Raw genomic sequence first — 12,529 nt, forward strand, 5'->3', positions numbered from 1 at the left:
CCGGGTGGTACGCCGCGGTGGCGGGACGCCGGGGCCGCGGCCGGCGCGGCCCGGTTCAGCCGGTGCGGCGGGGCTCGGCATCGGCGGTCTTGAAGGTCAGTCCGTGGCCCGGGGCGCCATCGGCACCGGGGGCGATGTGTCCGCCCGACGGGTCCAACGTGCCGTCGAACCACAGGGATTCGAGCCGGACGTGGTCGTGGAACCACTCCAGATGGCGCAGATTGGGCACGGCGGCGGCCACCGCCGCATGGGCGTGCGGGGCGCAGTGACCCGAGATGTCCACGCCGAACGCCTCGGCGAGGGCGGCGGCCCGCAGCCACACGGTGAGCCCGCCGCAGCGCGTGGCGTCCGCCTGGAGGCAGTCCACCGCACCGGCCCGCAGCAGCTGCCCGAAGTAGGGCAGCGTGTAGCCGTATTCACCGGCGGCCACCTCCACGGTGGTGGCCGACCTGATCCGGGCGAGCCCGTCCGGGTCGTCGGAGGAGACGGGCTCCTCGAACCAGCGGACGTCGTGGTCCTCCAGGCAACGGGCCATCCGGACGGCCTGTTTGACGGTGTAGGCGCCGTTGGCGTCGACGTACAGCTCGGTGGCGTCGCCGATCGAGGCGCGGGCCCGGGCGATCCGGTGCCGGTCGCGCTGCTCGGCGCTCCCCCAGGACTCGCCGATCTTGATCTTGACCCGGGGAATGCCCTGGCCCTCGGCCCAGTCCCGCAGCTGCCGGTCCTGCTGGGCGTCGTCGTACGTGGTGAACCCGCCGCTCCCGTACACCCTCACCCGCTCGCGGGCCCGGCCCAGCAGCTGGGTGAGCGGGAGGCCGAGGAGGCGGGCCTTGAGGTCCCACAGCGCGATGTCCACGGCGGAGACGGCACCGGCCACCAGGCCGGGCCGCCCGTCGTTGCGCACCGCCCGGGCCATCGCCCCGGCCGCGGCGGGCACGTCGAGGGCACAGCGGCCGGTGACCACCGGGGCCAGATGGCCCCGGACGTAGGCGGCGGTCTCCGGAGCGCCGTAGGTGTAGCCGAGCCCGGTGGTGGCCCCGGAGCGGGCGTGGACCACCACCAGGGTGGTCTCCTGCCACGCCAGCGTGCCGTCGGCCTCCGGGGTCGAGGTGGGCAGCGTGTAGGCCGCCGCCTCGATCCCGTCGACGGACGGCCCGCCGCGCGCACCGGGCTCCGCGGACCTCACTTGGTGTCGTCCCCGCCGTCCGGGTGGCGGTGGCGGGTGCCCGGCAGCATCTCCTGCACCTTGGCCTTGAGGCCCTGGCGGATCATGCCGGTGCGGTCGCTGTCGCCCTTGAGGACGGAGGCCGCGGCGGCCTCGATCTGGTCGAGCGAGGCGTGCGGCGGGATCGGCGGTACGGCCGGGTCGGTGCGGAAGTCGATGACGAACGGGCGGTCGGCGGCGAGCGCCTGCCGCCACGCCCCCTCGACCTCGTCCGGCTTCTCCACGCGTACGCCGCCGAGCCCGATCGAGCGGGCGAAATCGGCGTACGCGACATCGGGCAGCGACTGGGACGGCAGGAACTGGGGGGCGCCCGACATGGCCCGCATCTCCCAGGTCACCTGGTTGAGGTCCTGGTTGTTGAGGACCGCGACGATCAGCCGCGGGTCGCTCCACTCCGGCGCGTACTTGGCCGCGGTGATGAGTTCGGCGAGGCCGTTCATCTGCATGGCCCCGTCGCCCACGATCGCGATGGCCGGCCGGTCGGGATGGGCGAACTTGGCGCCGATCACATACGGGACGCCGGGGCCCATGGTGGCGAGGGTGCCCGAGAGCGAGCCCCGCATCGAACCGCGCATCCGCAGATGGCGCGCGTACCAGTTGGCGGCGGAGCCGGAGTCCGCGGCCAGGATCACGTTGTCGGGCAGCAGCGCGTCCAGGGCGTGCACGACGTACTCGGGGTTGACGGGTTCGGCGTCCACGGCGGCGCGCCGCTCCATGACCTCCCACCAGCGGGCGTTGTCCTTCTCGATCTTCTTGCGCCACTTGCCGTGCGACTTCTTGCGCAGCAGCGGAAGCAGCCGCCGCAGCGTGGTGGCCGAGTCGCCGACCAGGTTGACCTCGAAGGGGTAGCGCAGGCCGATCATCTGCGGATCGATGTCGATCTGGACGGCCCGCGCCTGGTCGAGTTCCGGCATGAACTGGGTGTACGGGAAGCTCGATCCGATGACGAGCAGGGTGTCGCAGTCCTGCATCATCTCGTAGCTGGGCCGGGTGCCGAGCAGGCCGATGGAGCCGGTCACATACGGCAGGTCGTCGGGCAGCGCATCCTTGCCGAGCAGGGCCTTGGCCACGCCGGCGCCCAGCACGTCGGCGATCTGCTCCACCTCGGCGCGGGCCCCGCGGGCGCCCTGGCCGATCAGGACGGCCACCTTCTCGCCGGCGTTGAGCACCTCGGCGGCGCGGGCGAGGTCGTCGTCCGCGGGAACCGGTGCGTAGGAGGCCATGCCGAGGCTGGAGGGCACCATCTTGAAGGCGTGCTGCGGCGGGGTGTAGTCGAGCTCCTGCACATCGGCGGGGATGATGACGGCGGTCACCGTGCGCTCGGCCCGGGCCACGCGCATGGCGCGGTCGATCACATTGGGCAGCTGCTCGGGAACGGTGACCATCTCGCAGTAGGCGCCGGCCACGTCCTTGTAGAGGCTCAGGAGGTCGACCTCCTGCTGGTAGGAGCCGCCCATGGCGGTGCGGTTGGTCTGCCCGACGATCGCGACGACCGGCACGTGGTCGAGCTTGGCGTCGTACAGGCCGTTGAGCAGGTGGATGGCGCCCGGGCCCGAGGTGGCCGCGCAGACGCCGACCCGGCCGGAGAACTTGGCGTAGCCGACCGCTTCGAAGGCGGCCATCTCCTCGTGCCGTGCCTGGATGAAGACGGGCTTGTTCTCGGCGCGTCCCCAGGCGGCGAGCAGGCCGTTGATGCCGTCGCCCGGGTAGGCGAAGACGTGCTCGACGTCCCACTCGCGCAGCCGCTGGAGGACGTAGTCGGAGACTTTGAGGGACACGGGATGCTGCCTTTCATTGGGGCGTTTTCGGTGGGGCGGTTCGTGGGGTGCGCTGCCTGGGGCGTTTCCTGGGGTGCGCTGTCCGGGTGGGGGCGGGCCGGGTCAGGTGCGGCGCCGACGGGTCCAGGCGTAAAGGGCCGTCGCGCCGCCGGCGAGTACGAGCCCGGCGGCCCCGGCGGCGAGCCGGGCGTCCTGGGCGGACGGCTCGGGCCGCGTGGTGAGTTTTTCGGGGCGGTCGGCGGGCAGTGGCCCGTCCAGGGCGAGCGCGAGCGCTTCGGCCAGGTGCATGGCGCGCCGGCCGGTGCCGCCCTGCTCGATCTGGGTGCGGCAGCTGAATCCGTCGGCCACCACCAGGGAGCTGGGCGCGGCGCCGCGCACGGCGGGCAGGACGCCCTGCTCGCCGATCTCCATGGACAGTTCGTAGTGGCCCTGCTCGAAGCCGAAGTTGCCCGCGAGGCCGCAGCAGCCCTCGTCCAGGACGTCGGCGTCCAGGCCCATGCGCCGCATGAGTTCACGGTCCGCGTCGTCCTTGAGGACGGCGTGCTGGTGGCAGTGGGTCTGAACGACCGCCGTCCGGGCGAGAGTCGGCGGCTTCCAGTCGGACGGGGCCCGCTGGATCAAGAACTCGGCGAGGGTCTTGAACTGCCCGGCCAGGCGCTGTACGTCCTGGTCGTCCGGCATCAGCTCGGGGGCGTCCGCGCGGAAGACGGCCGTGCAGGACGGTTCGAGGCCGATGACGGGCGTGCCCGCCTCGATCCAGGGCCGCAGGACGTCCAGCGTGCGGTGCAACACCCGCCGGGCGGTGGCCAGTTGACCGGTGGAGATCCAGGTGAGGCCGCAGCACACGGCTCGCGTCGGCACCGCGACGTTGAATCCGGCGCTCTCCAGGACCCTTACCGCCGCCTTGGCGACGGCGGGGTGGAAGGACGAGGAGAACGTGTCGGGCCACAGCACGACGGTGCGCTCGTCGGCCGGGTCGGGTTCGGGCAGGCCGCGCGCGGTCCACCACTGGACGAACGACTCCTCGGCGAAGGCGGGTGCCGTCCGCTCGGGGGCCACTCCGGCCACGCGCTTGCCCAGGGAGGACAGGACGGGCGCCCGCAGGGCCGCGTTGACGGCGCGCGGGGCGACGCGGGACAGCCGGGCCCACAGGGGCAGCCAGCCCATCGAGTAGTGCGCGGCCGGGCGCGGCCGGTTCGCGTAGTGGTGGGAGAGGAACTCGGCCTTGTAGGTGGCCATGTCCACACCGGTCGGGCAGTCGGACTTGCAGCCCTTGCAGGCCAGGCACAGGTCCAGGGCGTCGTTGACCTCGGCGGAGCGCCATCCGCCGGTCACCGGCGAGTCGGCGTGCCCGTCGAGCATCTCGAAGAGCAGCCGGGCGCGCCCGCGGGTGGAGTGTTCCTCCTCGCCGGTGGCCCGGTAGGAGGGGCACATGACGCCGCCGCTGTGGGTGCGGCAGTTGCCGATGCCTACGCAGCGCAGAACGGCCCGGCCGAAGGAGCCCTGGTCGTCCGGGTAGCCGAACTGCGTGTCGAAGTGGCGCGGCCGCCAGTGGGGGCCGAGCCGCAGGTTCTCGTCGGTGCGGTACGGCGCCACGATCTTCCCGGGGTTCATCCGGTCGTCCGGGTCGAACAGCGCCTTCATCTCGCCGAACGCCGCCACCAGCGGCTCGCCGAACATGCGGACCAGGAGTTCGCCGCGGGCCTGCCCGTCGCCGTGCTCGCCCGAGAGCGAGCCGCCGTGGGCGACCACCAGGTCGGCCGCCTTGAAGAGGAACCGGCGGAAGGTGGCGACACCCTCGGCGCTCTTCAGGCCGAACGGGATGCGGGTGTGCACACAGCCCTGCCCGAAGTGCCCGTACAGCGAGGGGTGGTCGTAGTCGAACTCCTCGAACAGCTCCCTGAGGCCGCGCAGGTAGTCGCCGAGCCGCTCCGGCGGAACGGCCGAGTCCTCCCAGCCCTCCCAGGTCTCGCGCTCGTCGGGCGGCCGGGCGGTCACCCCGAGGCCGGCCTCGCGCGCCTTGAGCAGCTCCTGTTCGCGCCGCGGGTCGTCGGAGAACGTCACCGACCCGTCCTTCTCGCTGCGGCCGAGCGCCCGCAGCAGCGCATGGGCCTGCTCGTCGACCTCGTCCTGGCTGTCACCGGTGAACTGCACGAGCAGCCAGCTGTCGCCGTCGGGGAAGCGGTCGAGGGATTCGAGGTGGGCGTGCTCCTCGCGCATGAGCTGCGCCATCCGCCCGTCGAGCGCCTCCAGCTGGGAGGGCGAGCAGTGCTCCAGCAGCCTCGGCACGTCGTCGGCGGCGGCGCAGATGTCGGGGTAACCGAGGACCAGCATCGCCTCGTGGGGCGGCACGGGTACGAGATCGAGCTCGGCGCGCAGGACGGTGACCAGGGTGCCTTCGCTGCCGACCAGGGCGCGGGCCACGTCGAAGCCGTTCTCCGGGAGCAGCGAGTCGAGGTTGTAGCCGGAGACGCGGCGCGGCAGCTTGGGGTAGCCGCGCCTGATCTCGGCGAGGTTGCGGTCGACGAGATCGCGCAGCCCCTGGTGGAGCTCGGCGCGCCGGCCGCCCTCGGCGACGATCGCGGCGAACTCCTCGTCGCTGGTGGGGCCGACCCACATCCGCGTCCCGTCGTACGTCAGCACGTCCAGGCGGCGTACGTTGTCGACGGTCTTGCCGTAGGCCTGCGCGGACGCGCCGCACGAGTTGTTGCCGATCATGCCGCCGAGCGCGCAGTGGCTGTGGGTGGAGGGCTTGGGTCCGAACTTGAGCCGGTGCGGGGCGAGTTGGCGGTTGAGTTCATCGAGGACGATCCCCGGCTCGACCACACAGGTGCGCCGCTCGGGATCGACGGAGACGAGCGCGTCGCAGTACTTCGTCCAGTCGATGACGACGGCCGTGTTGGTGCACTGGCCCGCCAGGCTGGTGCCGCCGCCGCGCGACAGGACGGGCGCGCCGTACTCGGCGCACACGGCGACCGCCTCGGCGCCGGCGGCGATGGTGCGGGGAACGACGACCCCGATGGGGACCTGACGGTAGTTGGATCCGTCGGTGCTGTAGGCGCCGCGGCTTCCGGCGTCGAACCGCACCTCGCCGTCGACGCGCTCGCCCAGGGCGCGTTCCAGGGCGTCCCGGTCCAGGTCGGCGGCCTGCCGTTCCGGATTCCGCCCGTGCAACGGCTCGGCGGCGCTGTCGGGCAGATCCATCGTTCCTCCTCGTAGATGACGCTCCCCGTCCGCGCTCCCGCCAGTACCCCGGACCGGGGCATCCACACGCATTCCTGGCTACCCGAGCCGGGCCCCTTCCGCCAGCGGGGGCGCGGCCCCGGCCGCGGGTGCGGGGGGCGTGGGCCGCGCTTAGGGTGACGGATGAGGGGGGCCGGTCCCGGTCGGCGAACTCGCGGCGCCGAGACCGTTTCGGGGCCCCGTTCGGCGGCCACCCGGACAGAGATTCCGTTTGCCCGCCACCCGTGAGGAGCCTTGGATGACGGAGTTCGGATACTTCCTGTCCAGCGAGGAACACACCCCGGACGAGCTGGTGGAGCAGGCCAGGATGGCCGAGCAGGCCGGGTTCACCTCGCTGTGGATCTCCGACCACTACCACCCGTGGAACGACAACCAGGGGCAGGCACCCTTCGTCTGGTCGGTGATCGGTGCGCTGTCCCAGGCGGTGTCGCTGCCGGTCGAGACCGCGGTGACCTGTCCCGTCATCCGCACCCACCCGGCGGTGATCGCCCAGGCCGCGGCCACCAGCGCGGTGCAGCTCGGCGGGCGCTTCCGGCTCGGGGTCGGCAGTGGTGAGGCGCTGAACGAGCACATCCTGGGCGACCCCTGGCCGGAGGCCGCCGTACGACTGGAGATGCTGGAGGAGGCCGTCCGGGTGATGCGCCAGCTCTTCACGGGCGAGCAGGTCAGCCACCACGGCAAGCACTACACGGTCGAGAACGCGCGCCTGTACACCGTGCCCGACGAGCCCGTGCCCATCGACGTCTCGGCGTTCGGCCCGCTGGCCGCCGAGGTCGCGGGGCGCATCGGGGACGGCTTCATCACCATGGCGCCGGACGAGTCCTCCATCGAGCGGTTCCGGCGCAGCGGCGGCGGCACGAAGCCGGTGTACGCGGGGCTCAAGGTGTGCTGGGGCGTCGACGAGGAGGAGGCGGTGCGCACGGCGCACCGCCTGTGGGCCAATGAGCAGCTCCCCGGCGAACTGCCGCAGATCCTTCCCACCCCGGCCCACTTCGAGCAGGCCTCGGAGCTGGTCACGCCCGAGCGGGTGCGGTCCAACGTCACCTGCGGGCCCGACCCGGACGCCCATGTGGCGGCGGTCAAGGAGTACGTGGACGCGGGCTTCGACACCGTCTACATCAACCAGATCGGCAAGGACCAGCAGGGCTTCTTCGACTTCTACCGCACCAAGGTGCTGCCGCAGCTCGGCTGAAAGTCCGTCAGCACCACATATTCGTCAACGCAGTTGGGAGCGACATGAACCACCCGCACCACCAGGACGCCTCGTCCGAGCCGCAGTCCGACTCGGCACTCGACGAGGTCCTCAAGGAGTTCGAGCACGCGGAGACACGCGGCACGCGAACGGGCCGCAAGGACCCGCACGACGGCGAGGCGGGCGATGCGCTCTCGCCGAACGAGGAGGCCCAGGAGGAGGCGTCCGACAGGTGACGCCCCGGGTCCCGCGCGGGACCGCGGGACATGAGTGACGGACCCCGGCACGGTTCAACCGGCCGGGGTCCGTCACGGCGGGGGGCCCGTCCCGCGGGGCCCGGTCCGGCTAGCCGGCGCGTTCCATCTGGGCGATCAGGCTCGTGTCGAGGTGGGAGAGCAGTTCGGCGGGGTCGCCGTAGACGGCCGAGGCCCCGGCCGCTTCGAGGTCGGCGCGGGCGATGCCGCCGGTGAGCACGGCGACGGCGCGCACGTCCGCGGCGCGGGCCGCCTTCATGTCCCAGACGGTGTCCCCCACGAACACCGCGTCCGAGGGCTCGGCCTCGGCCAGCTCCAGCGCCCGGTGGACCGGATCGGGCGCGGGCTTGCCCTCGCTGACGTCGTCGGCGCTGGCCACGCCCGCGATGACGTCGTCGGCGTCGATGGCGCGGCGCAGCGCGGTGAGTTCGGGACCGCCGGCCGAGGTGGCCAGCACGATGCGCCAGCCCCGCGAGGCCAGCTCGTGCAGCAGGTCCCGCGCCCCGTCGAGGGCGGGCAGCCGCTCGAAGTACGTGCCGTACAGCGCGGTGTGGGCGGCGCTGAGCTTCTCGTCCTGGTCGCGGTCGCGCTCCTTGCCGAGCAGATGCTCGATGAGATCGTCCGAACCGAGGCCGATGGCACGGTGGATGTCGTGCATCGTCACGTCGTGGCCGGCCTGGCGAAAGGCCTCCCACCAGGTCACGACATGCAGATGGTTGGTGTCGACGAGAGTGCCGTCGACGTCGAAGAGAACCGCACGTGCCATGCGCCCACGCCTTTCGTTCCGCGATGTAGTGCCGATCATGCCGCTCCCGGCGGGCCCGTGCCCCGCCGCGGATCACGCAGCGTGTCGCCGGGCGGGCGCCGGGGAGGCGTGCGAGGGCCTCGGATCCCGGTCCGCCGCCTCCTCGACGGGCGGCAGGTCCGGCACGGCGAACAGGTGCCGTTCCCGGCGCGGCTCAGCGCCGCCTTCGTCCACGCCGAGCATGAACTCTTCGTACCGGCCGAGCGCCAGAACGACGGCCAGCATCAGGTTGGGCAGCAGAACGGCTACGAGGACCACGACGACTCCTTGCCGGAAACATGCCTGCCAGGCACGGGTTGCCCCGTCGGCGCGCCCGAAACATGCGGCCGTACGGCCCACTCCCCCGAGGCGTCCTGGCCGCGTGACGGGCCGGGCTTCGGGTACCCGGTACGTCCACGACCGGGTGAGGGCGGAGGTTTCGGCCCGAGCCGTTCGGCAAAGGGTGACATATGGTGCAAATCGGCTACACAATGATGACCGAGCAAGCGGGCCCCCGCGCCCTCGTCGAGGACGTGGTCGCCGCCGAGCGTGCGGGCTTCGACTTCTCCGTGACGTCCGACCACTACTTCCCGTGGCTCAAGTCCCAGGGGCACGCCCCGTACGCGTGGAGCGTGCTCGGCGCCGCGGCCCAGGCCACCAGCCGGATCCCGCTGATGACGTACGTGACGTGCCCCACGGTGCGCTACCACCCGGCCGTCGTGGCGCAGAAGGCGGCGACGATGCAGTCGCTGTCCCAGGGGCGCTTCCGGCTCGGCCTCGGCTCCGGCGAGAACCTCAACGAGCATGTGACGGGCGGCGGTTGGCCCCCGGCCAAGGTGCGCGTGGACATGCTCGAAGAGGCGGTCGACATCATCCGCGCGCTCTTCGAGGGCGGTACGGTCAACCACCAGGGCGCCTACTTCGAGGTGGCCGACGCCCAACTGTGGGACCTGCCGGACGAGTTGCCGCCGATCGGGGTCGCGGTCTCCGGCGAGCGGTCCTGCTCGCTCGCGGGCCGGCTCGCGGACCTCGTCATCGCCACCGAGCCCAAGAAGGAGCTCATCGAATCCTTCGAGCGGCACGGCGGCAAGGGCAAGCCCCGCGTGGGGCAGCTGCCCGTCTGCTACGACCCCGACCGGGACGCGGCGGTGGCGCGGGCCCACGACCAGTTCCGCTGGGCCTTCTCCGGCTGGCCGGTGAACTCGGAGCTGCCCGGCCCGTCCGCGTTCGAGGGCGCCACGCAGTACGTCACCCCGCAGGACGTCGCGGAGGCGATCCCCTGCGGTGACGACGTCGACGCCTTCGTCGACGCGGTACGCCCCTACGCCGAGGCCGGCTTCACCGAGGTCGCCCTCGTCCAGGTCGGGGGCGGACACCAGCGTCCCTTCATCGACTGGGCCGAGAAGAACCTGCTCCCGGCCCTGCGCGAACTCTGAGCCGACGAACGACCCAAGGAGACCCCGGCATGGCCATCGCAACGTACTCCCTCGTGGCCCTGGACTGCCCCGACCCCGAGGCGCTGTCCGCCTTCTACGCCGCGGTCCTCGGCGGCGAGGTGAGGCACGACGACGAGGACTGGTACGACCTGTACGCCCCCGGCGGGCACCGCATCTCCTTCCAGCGGGCGCCCGGTTTCACCCCGCCGGAGTGGCCGCGCGGGGACCGCAACTCGCAACAGGCGCACCTGGACTTCGACGTCCCGGACATCGACACGGCCGAGCAGCAGGTGCTCTCCCTCGGCGCCACCCCGCTCGACCTCGACGACCGCGGCGGCGAACGCGACTTCCGGGTCTACGCGGATCCGGCGGGCCACCCCTTCTGCCTCTGCCGGGACTGACCGCACCGGCCCGCCCGCGGCGCACCACCTCCCACCGAACCCCGGCAAGTTCCACCGGACCACAACGACGGAGAACAGCGTGAACGACTCGACCCCCGCCACCCCTTCCGCCGCCGACTCCCCGGACCTCGTGCACGTCATGCTCGGCGAGTGCTCCGCGGCCGACGCGGACGCCGTCTTCGACGTCCTCGCGGCGCACTTCGACTCCGACCGCGCCGATGACGTGCCCGGCCGCCGCGAGGGGCCCCGGCCCGCCACCTGGACCGGCAGCTTCCGCGTCGACCACGCGCCGGACGAGGTCGACGGGGTGGTGCTGGCGGGCCAGGTCACCGCGGACCTCCAGGGCGGGCCGGTGGCCGTGGACCGCCTGCACCGCACGCTCGCCGCCGCCTTCGCCGTCGAAAAGGCGGGCAGCGCGGCGGGCGACCAGGAGGTCGACGTACAGCTGCGGCTGACCAACGCCTGACGGATGCCGACGGGCTCGCTGACGGGCTCACCACAGATTGGCGCTGCGCGACCGGTCCCTTGTGGGCGCCGCGGATCTACCCTGGTTACCAGGAGCTGGAATCCTTCCTGCCAGATCGGAGGGCATCATGATCGTCCTCGGCGTCATCCTGCTCGTCATCGGCTTCGTAGCCGGAATCTCCATCCTGTGGACCATCGGCATCATCCTCCTCGTCATCGGCGCGATCCTGTGGCTGCTCGGCGCGGTCGGCCACGCGGTCGGCGGTCGGCGGCACTACTGGTGACCGGCGGGCCGGTCCGGACGCACCCGGTGCTTCCGGACCGGTTCGCCGCACGTCAACTCCCTTGACCGCGCCCGCTGGTGAGGTGCGCGGCCGAGGGAGTACGTGTATGCGGCCCGGCAGCGGCGGCCCGTTCCGGCCGGTCGCCCGCGGCCCGGCTACAGACCGATGACGAGCAGTGCCGTGTCGTCGGTGGCTCCCCCGGCCGGCATCAGGTCGCTGAGGATGGCGTCCGCGAGGGCCTCGGGTCCGGCGCCGTGGTGGCGCGCGAGGGCGTCGGCGAGGCGGTGCAGGCCGGTGTCGATGGCCTCGTGACGCCGCTCGACCAGACCGTCGGTGTACAGGACGAGCGCCGCGCCCGTGGTGAAGGGCACCGCCGTCTGCGGGCGGCCCACGTGCTCGGGGCGGGCACCCAGCGGCGGATCGGTTGCCCCGTCGAGGAACTGCACCGTGCCGTCCACGTGCAGGAGCACCGCGGGCAGGTGCCCGGCGCTGCTGTACGTCAGCATCCCGGTGCTCCAGTCGACGAACGCCAGGAAGACCGTGGTGGACTCCGCGCCGTCCACCGAGCGCGCGTACAGGCCGAGCACTTCGAGTGCCTGGCCGGGCCCCTCGGCGACCCGGGAGGCGGCGCTCAGGGCGCTGCGCAACTGCCCCATCACCCCGGCCGCCGTGAGACCGTGCCCGACCACGTCGCCAACGGCGACCGCGAGCCGCTCCCCCGGCAGTTCGGCCAGGTCGTACCAGTCGCCGCACACGTTCAGGGACCCGACGGCCGGGCGGTACCGGACGGCCGCGCGGTGGTGTTCGAGCGGCCCGGGCATCGGCAGCATCGCCGCCTGCAGGGACAGGGCCACCTCGTGCTCCCGGTCGTGGGCCCGACGCAGTTCCTGGTTGGCCTCCTGGAGCTCCTTCGCCCGCGTGTACAGCTCGGCCTCCAGGACCCTGGCCCGGTCGCCCTCCACCGTGCCCGTCCTGCCCCGGGCCTTCATCAGCTCGGTGACCTCCTCGACCCGGTGCAGGATCAGCGCCACGTTGCCGTCCGCGTCGAGTACGGGGGTGTTGACCGGGCTCCAGTACCGCTCCTCCCACACCCCCGGCCGGTCCGGGACCTCGACGTCGTAGCGCTGGAGCGCCATCGCTTCCCGCTCGCCGGTGGCCGCGACCCGGCGCAGGGACGCCCCGAGGTTGCGGGCTCCGCTGGCGGCCGGGTCGTCGGGGTTGTCGGGGAAGACGTCGAAGAGGTAGCGGCCGATCAGCTGCTCGCGGGCGCGCCCCACCATGGTCGTGAAGGTCTCGTTCACGTCCACGTACACGAGGTCGGTGGTGAGCAGGGCCACCGGGGCGGGCAGCGCCCTGAACACCGCCTCATAGTCGATGCCGGACCCGTTCACGATGCACCTGCCCGCGCGACGCCTTCGATCTTGTGCCTTTCACGATAGGCGGCATCGGCGCGACGGGCCCGCCGGA

Annotated in this window: 12 protein-coding genes; 6 read left to right on the forward strand and 6 right to left on the reverse strand. The window is 72.5% G+C overall.

Annotation, left to right across the window (positions count from 1 at the left end; translation table 11 throughout):
• Nucleotides 1-55 precede the first annotated feature (55 nt).
• The 3 genes from ACGF3I_RS05620 to ACGF3I_RS05630 form a co-directional block, all read right to left on the reverse strand.
• Nucleotides 56-1,186 (reverse strand): enolase C-terminal domain-like protein, encoded by a 1,131-nt coding sequence (locus ACGF3I_RS05620; RefSeq protein WP_393129299.1) that lies wholly within the window; start codon nt 1,184-1,186, stop codon nt 56-58.
• Nucleotides 1,183-3,003 carry a thiamine pyrophosphate-requiring protein gene (locus ACGF3I_RS05625; RefSeq protein ID WP_393129300.1) on the reverse strand — a complete coding sequence of 607 codons (1,821 nt, stop codon included), beginning with the start codon at nt 3,001-3,003 and terminating at the stop codon, nt 1,183-1,185. The genes ACGF3I_RS05620 and ACGF3I_RS05625 overlap by 4 nt, the downstream gene beginning before the upstream one ends.
• Before the next feature lie 102 nt (nt 3,004-3,105).
• The gene (locus ACGF3I_RS05630) at nt 3,106-6,207 is read right to left on the reverse strand and encodes an FAD-binding and (Fe-S)-binding domain-containing protein (protein ID WP_393129301.1); all 3,102 of its coding nucleotides are present in this window, start codon (nt 6,205-6,207) and stop codon (nt 3,106-3,108) included.
• A gap of 277 nt (nt 6,208-6,484) precedes the next feature.
• Between ACGF3I_RS05630 and ACGF3I_RS05635 the strand changes: the two genes are divergently transcribed.
• Nucleotides 6,485-7,438, forward strand: coding sequence for an LLM class F420-dependent oxidoreductase (locus ACGF3I_RS05635; RefSeq protein WP_393129302.1), 954 nt, complete (start codon nt 6,485-6,487; stop codon nt 7,436-7,438).
• Nucleotides 7,439-7,482: 44 nt separating this feature from the next.
• Nucleotides 7,483-7,674, forward strand: a complete 192-nt coding sequence (locus ACGF3I_RS05640; RefSeq protein WP_393129303.1) for a hypothetical protein — start codon at nt 7,483-7,485, stop codon at nt 7,672-7,674.
• A gap of 109 nt (nt 7,675-7,783) precedes the next feature.
• On the opposite strand, the gene ACGF3I_RS05645 is transcribed toward ACGF3I_RS05640, so the two are convergent.
• Both ACGF3I_RS05645 and ACGF3I_RS05650 read right to left on the reverse strand, forming a co-directional pair.
• Nucleotides 7,784-8,458, reverse strand: a complete 675-nt coding sequence (locus ACGF3I_RS05645) for an HAD family hydrolase (protein WP_393129304.1) — start codon at nt 8,456-8,458, stop codon at nt 7,784-7,786.
• A 72-nt stretch (nt 8,459-8,530) separates the two neighbouring features.
• Entirely contained in the window at nt 8,531-8,755 is a 225-nt protein-coding gene (locus tag ACGF3I_RS05650; RefSeq protein WP_393129305.1) for a hypothetical protein, read from the reverse strand.
• A 191-nt stretch (nt 8,756-8,946) separates the two neighbouring features.
• Between ACGF3I_RS05650 and ACGF3I_RS05655 the strand changes: the two genes are divergently transcribed.
• The 4 genes from ACGF3I_RS05655 (at nt 8,947) to ACGF3I_RS05670 (ending at nt 11,062) form a co-directional block, all read left to right on the forward strand.
• On the forward strand, nt 8,947-9,912 hold the full coding sequence (locus ACGF3I_RS05655; RefSeq protein ID WP_393129306.1) for an LLM class F420-dependent oxidoreductase: 966 nt from the start codon (nt 8,947-8,949) through the stop codon (nt 9,910-9,912).
• A gap of 29 nt (nt 9,913-9,941) precedes the next feature.
• Nucleotides 9,942-10,313: a VOC family protein gene (locus ACGF3I_RS05660; protein ID WP_393129307.1), complete on the forward strand. Its 372-nt coding sequence runs from the start codon at nt 9,942-9,944 to the stop codon at nt 10,311-10,313.
• A gap of 79 nt (nt 10,314-10,392) precedes the next feature.
• Nucleotides 10,393-10,779, forward strand: coding sequence for a hypothetical protein (locus ACGF3I_RS05665; protein WP_393129308.1), 387 nt, complete (start codon nt 10,393-10,395; stop codon nt 10,777-10,779).
• 127 nt (nt 10,780-10,906) lie between these two features.
• Nucleotides 10,907-11,062 (forward strand): DUF6131 family protein, encoded by a 156-nt coding sequence (locus tag ACGF3I_RS05670; protein ID WP_393129309.1) that lies wholly within the window; start codon nt 10,907-10,909, stop codon nt 11,060-11,062.
• 155 nt (nt 11,063-11,217) lie between these two features.
• Here the strand turns inward: ACGF3I_RS05670 and ACGF3I_RS05675 are convergent, their stop codons facing one another.
• Nucleotides 11,218-12,453 (reverse strand): PP2C family protein-serine/threonine phosphatase, encoded by a 1,236-nt coding sequence (locus ACGF3I_RS05675; RefSeq protein ID WP_393129310.1) that lies wholly within the window; start codon nt 12,451-12,453, stop codon nt 11,218-11,220.
• Between the last annotated feature and the right edge of the window lie 76 nt (nt 12,454-12,529).

Origin of the sequence: Streptomyces sp. NPDC048111 (assembly GCF_043202815.1) — a bacterium.
In the GTDB taxonomy this organism is placed as follows: Bacteria; Actinomycetota; Actinomycetes; order Streptomycetales; family Streptomycetaceae; genus Streptomyces.

Coding starts and splice junctions, on each gene's coding strand:
- ACGF3I_RS05630 (WP_393129301.1), bottom strand. CDS start 6,207: ATGGATCTGCCCGACAGCGCCGCCGAGCCGTTGCACGGGCGGAATCCG.
- ACGF3I_RS05655 (WP_393129306.1), top strand. CDS start 8,947: ATGGTGCAAATCGGCTACACAATGATGACCGAGCAAGCGGGCCCCCGC.
- ACGF3I_RS05645 (WP_393129304.1), bottom strand. CDS start 8,458: ATGGCACGTGCGGTTCTCTTCGACGTCGACGGCACTCTCGTCGACACC.
- ACGF3I_RS05640 (WP_393129303.1), top strand. CDS start 7,483: ATGAACCACCCGCACCACCAGGACGCCTCGTCCGAGCCGCAGTCCGAC.
- ACGF3I_RS05660 (WP_393129307.1), top strand. CDS start 9,942: ATGGCCATCGCAACGTACTCCCTCGTGGCCCTGGACTGCCCCGACCCC.
- ACGF3I_RS05670 (WP_393129309.1), top strand. CDS start 10,907: ATGATCGTCCTCGGCGTCATCCTGCTCGTCATCGGCTTCGTAGCCGGA.
- ACGF3I_RS05635 (WP_393129302.1), top strand. CDS start 6,485: ATGACGGAGTTCGGATACTTCCTGTCCAGCGAGGAACACACCCCGGAC.